This window comes from Thiorhodococcus mannitoliphagus, assembly GCF_010915725.1.
GTDB lineage: Bacteria > Pseudomonadota > Gammaproteobacteria > Chromatiales > Chromatiaceae > Thiorhodococcus > Thiorhodococcus mannitoliphagus.
Genome location: NZ_JAAIJR010000020.1, coordinates 1 through 15,057 on the forward strand (window position 1 = coordinate 1; position 15,057 = coordinate 15,057).

General features: G+C 62.9%; 15 protein-coding genes. 9 read left to right on the forward strand and 6 right to left on the reverse strand.

Going from position 1 to position 15,057, the window contains the following annotated elements:
• Positions 1 to 246 precede the first annotated feature (246 nt).
• The 6 genes from secF to G3480_RS06735 all read right to left on the reverse strand — a co-directional run bounded on the left by secF (position 247) and on the right by G3480_RS06735 (position 6,614).
• Positions 247 to 1,194: a protein translocase subunit SecF gene (gene secF, locus G3480_RS06710; RefSeq protein WP_164652979.1), complete on the reverse strand. Its 948-nt coding sequence runs from the start codon at positions 1,192 to 1,194 to the stop codon at positions 247 to 249.
• Between the two features lie 12 nt (positions 1,195 to 1,206).
• Positions 1,207 to 3,063 carry a protein translocase subunit SecD gene (secD, locus tag G3480_RS06715; RefSeq protein WP_164652981.1) on the reverse strand — a complete coding sequence of 619 codons (1,857 nt, stop codon included), beginning with the start codon at positions 3,061 to 3,063 and terminating at the stop codon, positions 1,207 to 1,209.
• A 261-nt stretch (positions 3,064 to 3,324) separates the two neighbouring features.
• Positions 3,325 to 3,657, reverse strand: coding sequence for a preprotein translocase subunit YajC (gene yajC / locus G3480_RS06720; protein WP_164652983.1), 333 nt, complete (start codon positions 3,655 to 3,657; stop codon positions 3,325 to 3,327).
• Positions 3,658 to 3,872: 215 nt separating this feature from the next.
• Positions 3,873 to 4,973, reverse strand: coding sequence for a tRNA guanosine(34) transglycosylase Tgt (gene tgt / locus G3480_RS06725; protein WP_164652985.1), 1,101 nt, complete (start codon positions 4,971 to 4,973; stop codon positions 3,873 to 3,875).
• Positions 4,963 to 5,664, reverse strand: a complete 702-nt coding sequence (locus G3480_RS06730) for an HAD-IA family hydrolase (RefSeq protein ID WP_164652987.1) — start codon at positions 5,662 to 5,664, stop codon at positions 4,963 to 4,965. Before G3480_RS06730 ends, tgt begins: the two co-directional genes overlap by 11 nt.
• A 95-nt stretch (positions 5,665 to 5,759) precedes the next feature.
• A complete protein-coding gene (locus G3480_RS06735) occupies positions 5,760 to 6,614 on the reverse strand; it encodes an NAD(+)--dinitrogen-reductase ADP-D-ribosyltransferase (RefSeq protein WP_164652988.1) in 855 nt (284 codons plus the stop codon).
• A gap of 181 nt (positions 6,615 to 6,795) precedes the next feature.
• Here G3480_RS06735 and nifH point away from each other — a divergent pair, with 181 nt between their 5' ends.
• The 9 genes from nifH (at position 6,796) to G3480_RS06780 (ending at position 14,433) form a co-directional block, all read left to right on the forward strand.
• Complete coding sequence (gene nifH, locus G3480_RS06740) at positions 6,796 to 7,671, forward strand: nitrogenase iron protein (protein WP_164652990.1); 876 nt, start codon at positions 6,796 to 6,798, stop codon at positions 7,669 to 7,671.
• Between the two features lie 118 nt (positions 7,672 to 7,789).
• Positions 7,790 to 9,274 (forward strand): nitrogenase molybdenum-iron protein alpha chain, encoded by a 1,485-nt coding sequence (nifD, locus tag G3480_RS06745; RefSeq protein WP_164652992.1) that lies wholly within the window; start codon positions 7,790 to 7,792, stop codon positions 9,272 to 9,274.
• Between the two features lie 160 nt (positions 9,275 to 9,434).
• The gene (nifK, locus tag G3480_RS06750; RefSeq protein WP_164652993.1) at positions 9,435 to 11,006 is read left to right on the forward strand and encodes a nitrogenase molybdenum-iron protein subunit beta; all 1,572 of its coding nucleotides are present in this window, start codon (positions 9,435 to 9,437) and stop codon (positions 11,004 to 11,006) included.
• Positions 11,007 to 11,088: 82 nt separating this feature from the next.
• Positions 11,089 to 11,307 (forward strand): putative nitrogen fixation protein NifT, encoded by a 219-nt coding sequence (gene nifT, locus G3480_RS06755; protein WP_164652995.1) that lies wholly within the window; start codon positions 11,089 to 11,091, stop codon positions 11,305 to 11,307.
• A gap of 62 nt (positions 11,308 to 11,369) precedes the next feature.
• A complete protein-coding gene (locus G3480_RS06760; protein ID WP_164652997.1) occupies positions 11,370 to 11,570 on the forward strand; it encodes a 4Fe-4S binding protein in 201 nt (66 codons plus the stop codon).
• 98 nt (positions 11,571 to 11,668) lie between these two features.
• Complete coding sequence (locus G3480_RS06765; RefSeq protein WP_164652999.1) at positions 11,669 to 12,376, forward strand: dinitrogenase iron-molybdenum cofactor biosynthesis protein; 708 nt, start codon at positions 11,669 to 11,671, stop codon at positions 12,374 to 12,376.
• The gene (locus G3480_RS06770) at positions 12,373 to 12,642 is read left to right on the forward strand and encodes a DUF6129 family protein (protein ID WP_164653000.1); all 270 of its coding nucleotides are present in this window, start codon (positions 12,373 to 12,375) and stop codon (positions 12,640 to 12,642) included. The genes G3480_RS06765 and G3480_RS06770 overlap by 4 nt, the downstream gene beginning before the upstream one ends.
• A gap of 20 nt (positions 12,643 to 12,662) precedes the next feature.
• A complete protein-coding gene (locus G3480_RS06775) occupies positions 12,663 to 13,427 on the forward strand; it encodes a 4Fe4S-binding leucine-rich repeat protein (protein WP_164653002.1) in 765 nt (254 codons plus the stop codon).
• Positions 13,428 to 13,470: 43 nt separating this feature from the next.
• Positions 13,471 to 14,433 (forward strand): hypothetical protein, encoded by a 963-nt coding sequence (locus tag G3480_RS06780; protein ID WP_164653004.1) that lies wholly within the window; start codon positions 13,471 to 13,473, stop codon positions 14,431 to 14,433.
• Positions 14,434 to 15,057 lie beyond the last annotated feature (624 nt).

Consider the following 15,057-nt stretch of genomic DNA (forward strand, 5'->3'; position numbering starts at 1 on the left):
CGATCCCGATCCCGATCCCGATGGCATGACTCGTCGGTCTGAGGCGAAGCCTCCCTAGGAGTTTCCAGACAGCTTCTTAGGCGATTGCTGTCAAAGCTCATACCCGCTGACTTGTCTCGGGCCGCGCCTTCCGTGTCGCACCGCAAATCGCCTTGAGACCAAAGAAAAGGGGCCATCCGCATGTCGCGGATGGCCCCTTTTCGCTTGGCGCTCGTCGTCGGGCTGGGCGCCTTGCCGCCTCCAGGTTCAGGGCATGGCGTCTAGTTCCGCGCCTTCCTTCTTGACCGGCGTAAGGTCGCTGCGGCTGAGCCCTAGCCAGATGACGACGGCGGTTGCGACGTAGATGGTGGAGTAGGTGCCCACGAAGATGCCGATGATGAGCGCCAGGGAGAAGCCGCTGATCGCCTCGCCGCCCAGGAAGTAGAGCGCGAATAGCACCAAGAGCGTGGTGCCCGAGGTCACGATGGTGCGTGACAGCGTCTGGTTGATGGAGGTGTTGGTGATCCCGATGACCGTGCCTTTGCGCATCCGGCGGAAGTTCTCGCGGATGCGGTCGAAGATGACGATGGTGTCATTCAGGGAGTAGCCGATGACCGCGAGCACCGCGGCCAGCACCGTCAGATCGAAGGGGATCTGGAAGATCGAGAACATCCCGACGGTGAAGATGACGTCATGGATGAGCGCGATGACGGCGCCGACAGCGAAGCGCCACTCGAAGCGCAGCGCGACATAGATGAGGATTCCGATGAGCGAGAAGAGCACGGCCAGTCCGCCCTTTTCGCGGAGTTCCTCGCCGACCTGCGGGCCCACGAATTCCACGCGCCGCAGCTCGACCTTGCCCTCAGCCGCCTGGTTGAGGGTGCGGAAGACGCGGTCGCTGAGCTGGGCGCTGTCCTCTTCACCCTCCTGTGGCGCAAGGCGGATCAGGATATCGGTGCGCGACCCGAAATACTGGATGGTCGCAGCTTCCAGTCCTTCTTGCTCCAGGGCCGAGCGAATCTCGCTCAGCTCGGCCGGCGTTTGATAGCCGAGCTCGATAACGGTGCCCCCGGTGAAATCCAGTCCCAGGTCGAAGCCGCGGAAGAGGATCGACAGCAGGCAGACGACTAGCGCGGACGCGGATAGCATCGCGGCGAGCTTGCTCTTGCCCATGAAGTCGATATCGAAGTCATTGATCGTGCGTTTCTTACTCATGCCGATCGTCCCTTAGAGAGCCAGCTTGTTGAGTCGACGGCCGCCGTAGATCAGGTTGATCAGGGCGCGCGAGCCGAGGATGGCGGTGAACATCGAGGTCACGATGCCGATGAAGAGGGTGACGGCGAAGCCCTTGACCGGCCCCGTGCCGAAGCTGAAGAGGACGACGGCAGCGATCAATGTGGTGACGTTGGCATCGACGATGGTCGAGAGTGCCTTGTCGTAGCCGGCATGGATGCTGGCCTGCGGCGAGTTGCCGTTGCGGACCTCTTCGCGGATACGCTCGAAGATGAGCACGTTGGCGTCGACGGCCATGCCGACGGTGAGCACGATACCGGCGATGCCGGGCAGCGTCAGTGTGGCCTGTAGCATGGAGAGCACAGCGATGATCATGACGAGATTGACCACCAGCACCAGGTCCGCCACCAGGCCGAACATGCGGTAGTAGAGCGCCATGAAGACGATGACCAGCGCTAGGCCGATGATGACCGACATGAAGCCTTGGTCGATGTTGTCTTGGCCCAGGCTGGGGCCGATGGTGCGCTCCTCGACGATCTGGATGGGGGCCGCCAAGGCGCCAGAGCGCAGCAGCAAGGCGGTGTTGTGCGCCTCGTCACTGCTGTCGAGTCCCGTTGTTTGGAAGCGGCGCCCGAAGGGCTCGCGAATGGTGGCGACGCTGACGACCTCTTCGACCTTGCGTGTCGTTTTGACCGGCTCGCCATCCACCATCTTGGTGGTCGTGCGGTTCTCGATGAAGACGACCGCCATCGGCTTGCCCACGTTCTCGGTGGTCACGTTACGCATCCGTCGTGCGCCCTGACCGTCGAGGTTGACGAAGACCGCGGGTGTGCCGCTCTGACTGTCGAAGCCGGCGGAGGCGTCCGTGATCTGGTCGCCAGTGACGATGACGCGGCGCTTGAGCAGGATGGGCGTGCCATTGCGCTCATAGTAGAGCTTGCTCCCGACGGGGACGCGCCCTGAGACGGCGTCCGCGACGCTGTTCTCCGTGTCGACGAGGCGATATTCCAGGGTCGCGGTGGCACCCAAGATCTCCTTGAGTCGGCCAGGGTCTTGGGCGCCCGGCAGCTCGACGACGATGCGTCGCTCGCCCTGACGGGCAATGCTGGGCTCTGCGACGCCGAGCGCATTGACGCGATTGCGCAAGGTCGTAATGTTCTGTTCCAGCGCGAAATTCTTGATCTCCTGTTGCTCGACCTCGGGCAGGCTGGCCGAGAGCACGAAATCCGCGCCTTCCTCGGTGCTCTTGATGTCGAGGTTACGAAACTCGCGCCTGATGGCCTTTTCGCCCGCGTCGCGGGTCTCGGCGTCCTTGAACTTGATCTCGATGCTGCCGCCGTCGCGGGTCACCGTCAGATAACGGACCTTTTGCTCGCGCAGCTGGGTGCGGATGTCGCCGATATAGCGCTCTAGGGCTTGATCTAGCGCGGCTTCCATGTCGACGTCGATGACAACGTGGATGCCGCCGCGCAGGTCGAGACCGAGCGACATCTGGTTGAGACCCATGGCGCGCATCCAGCCCGGGAGGTCGGCGACCTGGGTCAAGGCGGTGCGATAGCGCTCGGCGAGCGTCTGCTCGATGGCCTCTTGGCCCTTGAGCTGATTGCCGGGTGTCGCGAAGCGCACCAAGAGCTTGTTTCCCTCGCGTGGCTCGATGCCCTTGAAGGGGACATCGGCATTCTCGAGCGCGGCCTGGATCTCACCTTTGCTGGAGTCGGTGATCTCGGCCCCGCGCGCGGCGGTGATTTCGATCGACGGGTCCTGGGAGTAGAGGTTTGGCCAGGCAAGCAGGAGCCCAGCCAAGAGCACGCCCAGAATCATAAGATTCTTCCACAGCGGGTATCGGTTCATTGTTGTTCCAGTCGCTACGTCGCCTGTCGGAGGGGACAGAAATGGGAGGGGCAGGGATGGGGCACGGCGTCGGGCCTCATGGCCAGCACCCGCGACGGTTCAAGGGTTGCTGAGTCGATTCGGCTCGGTGCGCGGCACTGTCGCAACGACCTGTCAGGCCAGTGCTGCCGACGGAGGTCGGGCCGCCGCACGGACGGTGCCCGTGCGGCCTCTATCAGCGTTTCCTACCGAGATGCGCCTTCTGAGCGTTCCGCTTTGGCCTCAGAGTTCTTTCAAGGTGCCCTTGGGCAGCACCGACTCGACCGCTGCGCGACGAATCTTGACCTGGACGCTGTCCGAGATCTCGACCAGGACGAAGTTCTCGCCGATGTCCGCGATACGACCGGCCATGCCGCCCATGCTGATGATCTCGTCGCCCTTGGCCAGGGCCTCGACCATCTTGCGGTGCTCCTTCTGGCGCTTGGCCTGCGGCCGGATGAGCAAGAAGTAGAAGATAACGGCGAACAGCACCAAGGGCAGGAGCGCCATGAAGGGATCGCCAGCGGCGGCGGCTGGCTCGCCTTGCGCCAGTGCGTCGGAGATGAAGAAGCTCATAGTGGTTCCTAGGGTCGTTGCGGACCGCCCTGTGCGGCGCGTCCTGTGGCTTGGAATCGGCGCGGCACCGCCGGGCGATGCCGCCGTGAAAATATGGCCGCGAATTATCGCACACCGGCGTCAAACTTGAGAGCCGATTTCGGGCGCGGAAGGATTACAAGCTGTTCATGCGCTGCTTGGGTGCGCTCTTGCTTGTCATGCGGCCATCTTGGCGGCTAGTGGCTGGATCTGAGGGCCTTGAAGCTCGCGACGAATGCATCCAGTCGTTCGCCACTGATCGCCTCTCTCAATCCACGCATCAGGCCTTGATAGTAGTGCAGGTTGTGGATGGTCGCGAGGCGCGCGCCGAGTATCTCCTTGCACTTGTCGAGATGGTGTAGGTAGGCGCGGCTGTAGTTGCGGCAAGTGTAGCAGTCGCAGAGTGGGTCGATGGGGCCCTCGTCGCTGCGGTTGGCCGCGTTGCGAACTTTTACGATGCCCTGGTGGGTGAAGAGATAGCCGTTGCGCGCGTTGCGGGTGGGCATGACGCAGTCGAACATGTCGATGCCGCGCTGCACGGCGGCGACGATGTCCTCTGGCGTGCCGACGCCCATGAGATAGCGCGGTCGGTCGCTGGGCAGCTTGTCGGACAGGAAGTCCAGGACCCGCAGCCGATCCGCCTCGGGCTCGCCGACGGAGAGGCCGCCGACGGCATAGCCGTCGAAGCCGATCCGCATCAGCCCTTCTAGGGACTCCGCGCGCGGCCCCTCGTGCATGCCGCCTTGTACGATTCCGAACAATGCCGACGGATTGTCGCTATGTGCTTCGCGCGAGCGCGCCGCCCAGCGCAGCGACAGCTCCATGGAGGCGCGCGCCTGCGCCTCGTCGGCGGGGTAGGGCGTGCATTCATCGAAGATCATGACGATGTCCGCCCCCAGCTCGCGTTGCACCTGCATCGAGACCTCGGGGCTGAGGAAGACCGGGCTGCCGTTCACGGGGGACTGAAAGTGCACCCCTTCCTCCGTGATCTTGCGCAGATCGCCCAGGCTGAAGACCTGGAAGCCGCCGGAGTCGGTGAGGATGGGCTTGTCCCAGTGCATGAAGTCGTGCAGGTCGCCGAGCCGCCGGATGATCTCGGTCCCTGGGCGCAGCATGAGATGGAAGGTGTTGCCCAGGACGATCTCGGCGCCGACCTCCAGCAGTTCCTCCGGCGTCATGGCCTTGACCGTGCCATAGGTGCCGACCGGCATGAAGGCGGGGGTTTCCACCCTGCCGCGTGTGAAGGTCAGGCGACCACGCCGCGCCAGGCCGTCGCGCCCCTGCAACTCAAAGTCCATTGTCGGATTCCTCCAGCCAGGCGATCAGCTCGTCCATAGAGGTGATGGTGACGGCGGGCTCGGCTAGCTCCTTCGGCCAGGTCTTGCCCATCCGATTGATCCAGGCGGCGCTCAGTCCCGCCTGACGCGCCGCCTCGACGTCGAGCCAGGGGTCATCGCCGACGTGGAGGCATTGGTCGGGCCGGCAGTCAGTGAGCGCGAGCGCACGCTCGAACATGGCTGGATGCGGCTTGGCCGCGCCCGCCTCGGCCGCGGAGATGCTGTGCTGGAAGAGACCTTTCAGTGGGGTGACCTCGACATTCGAATTGCCATTGGTGACGGAGACCAGCGCATAGCGCCGCGATAGCGACTGGAGCGAGGGAAGGACATCCGCGTAGGGCTCGACCCGGCAGCGGTTCTCCAGGAAGAGGGCGAGCGCTGCGTCGACGATCCCCGCGTCATGGCCGTGGCGGTCCAGCAGCTCGACCAGGGAGAGGCGTCGCACCATCCCCAGGTCGTGGGCGATCTCGGGGCGGCGCTCCATGATCTCATGGCGGTGTTGGCGCATGCTGGCGATGTCCTCGGCTTGGGTCAAGCGAGGTGCCCGGCTCTCGAGCCAGGCATAGAGCGCTTCTTCGGCGGCCTGGATGACGGGCATGCAGGGCCAGAGGGTGTCGTCTAGGTCCAGTGTGATGAGGCGGATGCTGGGCACGCGTGGTCGTCGGTGGTGGTGATGCGGCTCAACATTGTGCCCGGATTCGGCGCATCGGACCACGCTGCCTGACTCGTCGGGCCACGCCTTTCTGCTCAAATCGTGCTGATGCAGACCTCGTAGGCGCCGCCGATCACGACATATTCATCCTCTCCCTTCAGCATCCCTGGCAAGAGTCGGTTGTAAAAGAAGACCTTCGGCAGTGGGATCTCGGCGACGAGGATGTAGTCGCCGAACTCGTCGGCGCGCTCGCGGTTGCTGGTGAAGCTATTCAGATTGTTCAGCAGAACACGGTGCCGCCCGCACACGCGTGTCTCCAGGACCTCGTGCTCGTCCATCCGGTTGATGCCCCGGTAGAGGGTGATGTGGGTGCTGTCGGAATGCTCACGGGCGAGTTCGCACTGGCAGTAGGTATAGAGCAGGTCGAGCTGCGCCTCCAGCGCGTTGGTTGCGTACAGCCCGCGTGTGCCTTGCAGTAGATACTGATGGTAGGCATCACTGTGGCGGTCGACCAGCGAGCCGGCGTGGTGTCTGGCGAGGAGCCCGAAGCGGCTCTCGACCCAACGCTTGAGCACCGCGCCCTCGCGGCCGTCGGAATCGAACGACCAGCCCCGCACCATCCTTAGATAATTTGCGTTCACCCGCGACTTGCGCTTGCGCCCAGGTGTCAGTCCAGCCTCCTCGAGTTCCTCCAAGAGGAAGTGAACCGTCATGTAATCCATGAAACCTTGGGCGCGATCGGTCTGCTCGGGGGTGGCGTCGAGCGTGGCGAAGAGGTCGTCGTGAAAGTCGCGGATGCCGTCGATCTCGAGCGGGACTGGGTGCGCTTGAAAGGTCAGGCTTCCTAGGATGACGGCCGGCAGGTTGCAGCGGTTGATCGGGAGTCGAGCGCTGGCGGGGAGCGAGGGCGGGGGCTGGCTGTCTTGTTCGATTTGTCTGTTGTTATCCATACAGCCCCTCAGGCTTTGTCGGGGATGCTACCAAGGAGATCAGGGCGTTCTCTGTGGTCAACGTCTTTTGAAAACAGACGCTTAGTGCGCCATGTCCCGCTTGGCATGCTGATTGCTCAATGCTTGGCGAGTGAAGCATTCGTTCAACGCTTGCAACAGCGAGCTAACAGGAGACCCTACCATGGCAATGCGTCAATGCGCCATCTACGGCAAAGGCGGTATCGGCAAGTCCACCACCACCCAGAACCTCGTTGCCGGTCTGGCCGAGCTGGGTAAGAAGGTCATGATCGTCGGCTGCGACCCCAAGGCTGACTCTACCCGCCTGATTCTGCACTCCAAGGCGCAGAACACCATCATGGAGATGGCGGCCGAGGCTGGGTCGGTCGAAGACCTCGAGCTGGAAGATGTGCTCAAGGTGGGCTACGGCAACATCAAGTGCGTCGAGTCCGGCGGCCCTGAGCCGGGTGTTGGCTGTGCCGGCCGTGGCGTTATCACCGCCATCAACTTCCTGGAAGAGGAAGGTGCCTACGAGGACGACCTGGACTTCGTCTTCTATGACGTGCTGGGCGACGTGGTCTGCGGCGGATTCGCCATGCCGATCCGCGAGAACAAGGCGCAGGAGATCTACATCGTCTGCTCCGGCGAGATGATGGCCATGTACGCGGCCAACAACATCTCCAAGGGCATCGTGAAGTACGCCAGCTCCGGCGGCGTGCGTCTCGCTGGCCTCATCTGCAACAGCCGCAACACCGCTCGCGAAGACGAGCTGATCATGGAGCTGGCCCGTCAGCTGGGCACGCAGATGATCCACTTCGTGCCGCGTGACAACGTGGTGCAGCGCGCCGAGATCCGTCGTATGACGGTCATCGAGTACGACCCCAAGGCCAAGCAGGCCGACGAGTATCGCACGCTGGCGCAGAAGATCATCGACAACAAGATGTTCGTGATCCCGACTCCGATCTCGATGGATGCGCTCGAAGACCTGCTGATGGACTTCGGTCTGATGGACGAAGAAGACGAGAGCATCATCGGTAAGGCCGCGACTGCCGAGGCCTAAGTCTCGAGCTGTCCGTTCAGCGGGCACGGCGCCTCGGTGCCGTCGTCCATCGCTTCAGGTTTCCCACCGCGCGACCGTCGGCGGATTAGTCGCGGCGCCGAATTTGAGGAAAGCCATCATGGCAAGTATGACTCGCGAAGAGACCCAGGACCTCATCCAGGAAGTCCTCGAGGTCTACCCGGATAAGGCCAAGAAGGACCGCGCCAAGCATTTGGCCGTCAACGATCAGTCGATCGAGCAGTCCAAGAAGTGCATCACCTCCAACCGTAAATCCCTGCCGGGCGTCATGACCGTCCGTGGTTGCGCCTACGCTGGTTCCAAGGGTGTGGTCTGGGGTCCGATCAAGGATATGGTCCACATCTCTCACGGCCCGGTCGGCTGTGGTCAATACTCCCGCGCCGGTCGTCGTAACTACTACGTCGGTCACACGGGTGTGAATACCTTCGGCACCATGAACTTCACCTCGGATTTCCAGGAGAAGGACATCGTCTTCGGCGGCGACAAGAAGCTCGCCAAGCTGATCGCTGAGATCAATGAGCTCTTCCCCTTGGTCAAGGGTATCAGCGTCCAGTCCGAGTGCCCGATCGGTCTGATTGGTGACGACATCGAGGCCGTCTCCAAGAAGATGAGCAAGGAACTCGAGAAGCCGATCGTGCCGGTGCGCTGCGAGGGCTTCCGTGGTGTGTCTCAGTCGCTGGGTCATCACATCGCTAACGATGCGATTCGCGACTGGGTCATTGGCAACCGTGATGGCGACAACTCCTTCGAGACCGGGAAGTATGACGTTGCGGTCATCGGCGACTACAACATCGGTGGTGACGCCTGGGCCTCGCGCATCCTGCTCGAGGAGATGGGGCTGCGTGTGGTTGCTCAGTGGTCTGGTGACGGCACCCTGTCGGAGATGGAGCTGACCCCCAAGGTCAAGCTGAACCTCATCCACTGCTATCGCTCCATGAACTACATCAGCCGCTTCATGGAAGAGAAGTACGGGGTGCCGTGGATGGAGTACAACTTCTTCGGCCCGACCAAGATCGCCGAGTCGCTGCGTAAGATTGCTGCCTTCTTCGACGAGACCATCCAGGCCAACGCCGAGAAGGTCATCGAGAAGTACACCGCTGAGTACGAGGCCATCGTCGCTAAGTACCGTCCACGTCTGGAAGGCAAGAAGGTGATGCTCTACGTCGGCGGTCTGCGTCCGCGTCACGTCATCGGCGCCTACGAAGACCTCGGCATGGAAGTGGTCGGCACGGGCTACGAGTTCGCGCACAACGACGACTACGACCGCACCATCAAGGAAATGGGCAACGCGACCCTGCTCTACGACGACGTCACCGGCTATGAGTTCGAGGAGTTCGTCAAGAAGGTCAAGCCCGACCTGATCGGCTCCGGCATCAAGGAGAAGTACATCTTCCAGAAGATGGGTGTGCCTTTCCGTCAGATGCACTCCTGGGATTACTCCGGTCCTTACCACGGCTATGACGGCTTCGCCATCTTCGCCCGTGACATGGACATGACCATCAACAATCCCTGCTGGAAGAGCATGCAGGCACCCTGGCAGAAGCCTGCCGAGGGTGAGGCAGAGGCGGTCGCCGCGGCCGGCTAGTGGCTGGCGGGCGAAGCCCGACCGTGGGAGCGGCGCCTCGCCGCGACCTTGCATCGCGGCGATGCGCAGCTCCCACGCCCTCCCTGCCGACAGGGACACGACTGAATTTTTCCTTTCATACCGTCTGTCCGCAGATTAGCGGCGCGGTAGGAGCACACTCATGAGCCAGACAGCCGACAACATCAAGCCTTGCTACCCCTTGTTCCGTGACGAGGACTACAAGGAAAACCTCAAGGCCAAGCGCGAAGGCGTGGAGGAAGTGCCTCCGCTCGACAAGATCGAGGAGACCTTCCAGTGGACCACGACCAAGGAATACCAGGAGCTGAACTTCAAGCGTGAAGCCCTGACCGTCAACCCGGCCAAGGCCTGTCAGCCGCTCGGCGCCGTGCTCTGCGCGCTTGGCTTCGAGAAGACCCTGCCCTACGTGCACGGATCTCAGGGCTGTGTCGCCTACTTCCGTACCTACTTCAACCGTCATTTCAAGGAGCCGGTCGCCTGCGTTTCCGACTCCATGACCGAAGACGCGGCGGTCTTCGGCGGCCAGAAGAACATGTTCGATGGTCTTGAGAACGCCAAGGCGCTCTACAAGCCCGAGTGCATCGCGGTCAGCACCACCTGTATGGCCGAAGTCATCGGTGACGACCTCAACGCCTTCATCGGCAATGCCAAGAAGGAAGGTCACATCCCGCAGGAATTCCCGACGCCCTTCGCCCATACGCCGAGCTTTGTCGGCAGCCACACGACCGGCTGGGACAACATGTTCGAGGGCATGCAGCGCTACTTCACGCTGAACTACATGGATGACAAGGTCGTTGGCTCCAACGCCAAGATCAACATCGTGCCTGGCTTCGAGACCTACCTCGGCAACTACCGTGTCATGCATCGCATGATGAAAGAGATGGGCGTCGGCTACAGCCTGCTGTGCGACCCGACCGAGGTGCTCGACACCCCCGCCGACGGTGAGTTCCGCATGTACGCTGGCGGTACCCCGCTCGCCGAGATGAAGGATGCCCCGAACGCCATCGATACCATCCTGCTCCAGCCTTGGCAGCTGCCGAAGGCGAAGAAGTTTTCTCAGATCACCTGGAAGCACGAGGTTCCCGCGCTCAACATCCCCATGGGCTTGGAATGGACCGACGAGTTCCTGATGAAGGTCTCGGAACTCTCCGGTAAGGAGATTCCTGAGTCGTTGGCGAAGGAGCGCGGCCGTCTGGTCGACATGATGACCGACAGCCACACCTGGCTGCACGGCAAGAAGTTCGCGGTCTACGGTGACGCCGACTTCGTCCTGGGCACGGTCAAGTTCCTGCTCGAGCTGGGCGCCGAGCCGACCCACATCCTCTGCAACCACGCCAACAAGCGTTGGAAGAAGGCGGTCGAGCAGGTCCTGTCCGAGTCGCCTTACGGGGCTGGCGGCGAGGTTCACATCGGCAAGGACCTCTGGCACCTGCGCTCGCTGTGCTTCACCGACAAGCCTGACTTCCTGATCGGCAACAGCTACGGCAAGTTCATTCAGCGCGACACCCTGCACAAGGGTACCGAGTTCGAGGTCCCGCTGATCCGTATCGGCTTCCCGATCTTCGATCGTCATCACCTGCATCGCATGACCACCCTGGGCTATGAGGGTGCCATGTACATGCTGACCACGCTGGTCAATGCCGTCCTGGAGCGCCTGGACGACGAGACTCGCGAGATGGGCGTGACGGACTACAACTACGACCTGGTCAGGTAGCTGCCAGCAGCCAGCCCTCAGCTGCTAAGCTCGGCGGCTGGGGCTGGCCCGGCGCTAAGCCTAAGAATACGGCGAGATCCAAATGCCCAACGTAATGATTCGCAGGAAGGACGACGGCGGTCTGCTCTTCTACGTCGCCAAGAAGGACATGGAGGAGACCATCGCTACCGTCGAGACCGATACCGACGAGGCCTGGGGGGGCGAGGTCGAGCTGACCGACGGCTCGCGCTGGTTCATCGACCCCATCAGTCCGCCGCCGCAGTTCCCGACAACCTTGCGCTTCAAGCGCGCTGGAGATTGATCGTCGGGCCAGGTCCAAGCGGCCTGCGGCCCTGAATCTCGAATTTGCTCTGGAGTACCCAAATGGCCCTGAAAATCGTACGTGATATCTGCACCGCATGCGGTGACTGTGAGCCGGTTTGCCCGACCCAGTCGATCACCCCCTTCAAGGGTGTCTATAAGATTGACGCCGAGACCTGCAGCGAGTGCGAGGGTGACGGCGAGCCTGGAACCCCGCAGTGCTTGGAAGCCTGCATGGAAGATGACTGCATCGTGCCAGTCTAAAGACAGGACGTTCTAAAGACAGTCGGTCGCGTGACATCGCGCTGCGGTGTCACGCTTCTCCAGCCTAAGCGAACAACGGAGACCTGAGGAAACTCACTATGGCCAACGGCGCTCTCTCAGAAGACATCGCCCTGCGGATCGGGCTGGCGGCTCGCACGCTCCCGGATACAGATGCAGCGCGCTTGCTCCGCGTGCTCGCGGACGCCGTGGGTCTGCCGCCGACCGCCGAGAGTCTCGGCCGCCTCAAGGTCAAGGATCTCAAGCAGGCCGCCGAGGGTGAGCTGTCCAGCCTCGATCAAGAGGACCTCAAGGCCGCGCTCGCCATCCTCAAGGGTGAGGGCATCGAGGGGCTCGAGCCGCCACCCTCCGTCGAGCCCTATGCCGAGGGCGACATGGTCGACTCCATCCGCGTCGCCTGTGCCTCCAACAACGGCGAAGACCTCGACGGCCATTTCGGCTCCGCGCGCCGCTTCCTCGTCTATCAGGTCTGCGCGACCGAGCATCGGCTGATCGACGTTCGGGAGATCGACGACTCCCAGGCCGACGACGACAAGAACGCTTACCGTGCCGACCTCATCGCCGATTGCCAGGTCCTCTACGTGGCCTCCATTGGCGGTCCGCCCGCCGCCAAGGTCGTGAAGAAGGATATCCATCCGATCAAGGATCCCAAGGGCGGGAGCGCGCGCGACCGCATCGTCGCGCTGCAGCAGGTCCTGGCCGACAAGATCCCGCCCTGGCTTGCCAAGGTCATGGGCAAGAGCCCAGAGGAGCGGGTGCGCTTCGAGCGCGAGGAGAGCGAGGCGTGATCGAGGAGACCCGTGTCAAGCAAGTCGCTGAGATCATTCGCCGCGCCGGCTTGAATGATCAGACCTTGGCGGCCCTGCGCGAGAACCTCGCCGATCTCCACTTCACGCGCTGCCTCGAGGATGAGATGGGTACGGACGAGCCCTTCCTCGAGGACGCAGGCTTCAACATCTACCTCGTCGATGGGCGTGAGCACTGCATGAAGCTCACGCGTGACCTCGAGTCGGCGACCGGCCTGCTGCTCGCCCAGGTCGACCAAGACGGCTGAGCGATCAGGTGCAGGCTGCTATGAAGACCACAGAAGACGCTCAGACAAGGCGCGCCTCGGTCGGTAACTGCAGCGGCTGCCGGCACCGCCGCGACCTGCTCGCCGAGGGGCGCTGTACCCCAGGAGACGTTTGCGTCCGGGCCATGAGCGGCCGGCAGATCGAGCGCTTCTTTCGCGTCAACCCGGCATTGGCCGATGACTACGCGGGCGACAGCTTTTGGGAGCGCCGTGCCATCGCCGCGCGCTATCTGTCGCAAAAGAAGCTCATCCCCTTGATCCAGGACCCCGACGAGGTCGTGCGGCGCGTGCTGGCCTACCGGCTGCCGATCGAGGCCCTAGATGCCCTCATCAGCGATCCCGATCGCGAGGTGCGTGTCACGGTTGCCGACCGGCTGCCGCCGGATCGGGTCGAGTGCCTGGCCACGGACCCTGACTACCTGGTCCGGCAGTATGTCGCGCGCCGTCTCGCACCGGGTCGGCTGTTCCGCATGATCCGAGATCCAGACCGCCAGGTGCGGGTGACGGTGGCCGAACGGCTGCCGATCGAGAGTCTTGGACTGATGCGCGATGACGCTGAGCCAGAGGTCCGGCTCAAGGTCGCCGAGCGCATTCGCTCCGAGGAAGTTGGCGGCTTGATCGCCGACCCCGACTGGCGCGTGCGCGCGCGCCTCGCCGAGCGCCTGCCGCTTGAGACGCTGGGGCCGTTGGGCGAGGATACCGACCCGGATGTCCGAGCCATCGTCGAGGATCGCCTCGCGCACGCCGAACCGCCACCCCAGCCCTAAACACAAGCAACCCGCACATCACACGAATCCCGAGTCGACTCCTATGGTGAAGACAGCGAGTACCCAGCAGCCCGCCTTGGTCGCGGGTCTGGAACTGCGCGTGGCGCAGGCCTGCCAATCGCTTGAGGTGGCCGAGGGCATCGAGCCCGTCATCGCCGCGATCCAGGCCGAGCTGCCTGATGTCGAGGTCCGTCATGCCATGACGCGCGCTGGCTGGCATCGGCTGGGTGGTGTGGTGGACCTGGACGGAAATCGTATTGCCCACAACATCACCGAATGGGCCGAGGCCGAGTCCGGCGGCGACATCGACGAGCTGCTGATCAAGCTCTCCGACGTTCAATACTTCGCGACGCGCCTGAACGGCCGCACGCACTACCTGGTCGCTCAGACCGGATCGCAGGCCGCGGACTACATCCAGATCGAGGTCGAGCAGCTGCAGGAGGTCTTGGACCGCACCATCTCGGACCCGGATTGGTTTCCCGACAGCATTGCCGACTTTGTGGATCCGATCGATTTTCCCCGTCTGGAGCACGAGCCCATCGGTGCTCCGCGCTTGCTGTTCCGACGGCTGGTGCGGGTGTCCGACCTGATCGCATCGCCTGATGCCGGCCCGAAGCTGCCGCGCTTCTTCGACGACTGGGATCGCAGCTCGGCCGCCGAGTCGGAAGGCTTCTGCCATCATTGGCTGCTGTCCATTCGCGAGTATCAGGATCGCGACGGCGACGGTCATCTCAGTGCCAAACCCGTCCCGATAACGCCGACCGCGGTGCCGGAGCTGCCCGATGCCGAGGTGGCGCGCGGCGTCAAGCTCGCGAATCAGATCCACGGCTTCGATCGGGAGATGGGGTATCCCTTCGCCTGGTACTTCCACATGCTGACCAACCGCAAGGTGTCCCATCAGCTGGCCGAGGCGGTCCACGCCGAACTCATGGGGGCCTATGACTATTTGCCGGCCCGCGATCTGAAGGTGCTGCGGGAGTGGTATCAAAGTCCCTACGGACTCTGAGAAGCTGTCTGGAAACTCCTAGGGAGGCTTCGCCTCAGACCGACGAGTCATGCCATCGGGATCGCTATCGGGATCGGAATCGCTATCGTCGGTTCGATCCCGATCCCGACGGCCTTGCATGGTCGGACGCTTCATCGAAATTTGACTCATCTGCGAGCATTTTGCGCCCTCAAGGATCCTGGGCGCCTCTACCATGATTTCCAGACAGCCTCTGAAACCCATCCGCTGTCTTAGGCGAGGCCCCGTGCGCGGCTGCATGGGCCGACCTCGCGGCGGTCGCGCGCGCGGCTCACAGCGTCCGCTGTGACCGGCCTCGCCCTTGACCGTCTCCCTTTGACCTCGACGTGATGCTGACGTTGGAGTCGGCGCTCCGGGCCGTTGCCTGCTCGGCGCGACAGCCTGCTCGGTGCTGAACCTTCTCCTTCAAGGCTTCCCCCGTTGCGCTTCCTAGGCTGATAATCGGTCATGTCATGTCAATGCTTGTCTCGATCTGTCGTGGCGGGGTGAGACTCCGTGCCGGGGGGAATGGGCGCCTGGGCACCTCTCTGAGCCTAGGGTCGGTGACAAGTAGTCAATGCATCATGGACGGCGGCTGTGTACGATGTGGCGCGCCACATCGCGAGC

Coding starts and splice junctions, on each gene's coding strand:
- nifD (WP_164652992.1), top strand. CDS start 7,790: ATGGCAAGTATGACTCGCGAAGAGACCCAGGACCTCATCCAGGAAGTC.
- nifK (WP_164652993.1), top strand. CDS start 9,435: ATGAGCCAGACAGCCGACAACATCAAGCCTTGCTACCCCTTGTTCCGT.
- nifT (WP_164652995.1), top strand. CDS start 11,089: ATGCCCAACGTAATGATTCGCAGGAAGGACGACGGCGGTCTGCTCTTC.
- G3480_RS06775 (WP_164653002.1), top strand. CDS start 12,663: ATGAAGACCACAGAAGACGCTCAGACAAGGCGCGCCTCGGTCGGTAAC.
- G3480_RS06765 (WP_164652999.1), top strand. CDS start 11,669: ATGGCCAACGGCGCTCTCTCAGAAGACATCGCCCTGCGGATCGGGCTG.
- nifH (WP_164652990.1), top strand. CDS start 6,796: ATGGCAATGCGTCAATGCGCCATCTACGGCAAAGGCGGTATCGGCAAG.
- G3480_RS06760 (WP_164652997.1), top strand. CDS start 11,370: ATGGCCCTGAAAATCGTACGTGATATCTGCACCGCATGCGGTGACTGT.
- secF (WP_164652979.1), bottom strand. CDS start 1,194: ATGAGTAAGAAACGCACGATCAATGACTTCGATATCGACTTCATGGGC.
- yajC (WP_164652983.1), bottom strand. CDS start 3,657: ATGAGCTTCTTCATCTCCGACGCACTGGCGCAAGGCGAGCCAGCCGCC.
- secD (WP_164652981.1), bottom strand. CDS start 3,063: ATGAACCGATACCCGCTGTGGAAGAATCTTATGATTCTGGGCGTGCTC.
- tgt (WP_164652985.1), bottom strand. CDS start 4,973: ATGGACTTTGAGTTGCAGGGGCGCGACGGCCTGGCGCGGCGTGGTCGC.
- G3480_RS06780 (WP_164653004.1), top strand. CDS start 13,471: ATGGTGAAGACAGCGAGTACCCAGCAGCCCGCCTTGGTCGCGGGTCTG.
- G3480_RS06735 (WP_164652988.1), bottom strand. CDS start 6,614: ATGGATAACAACAGACAAATCGAACAAGACAGCCAGCCCCCGCCCTCG.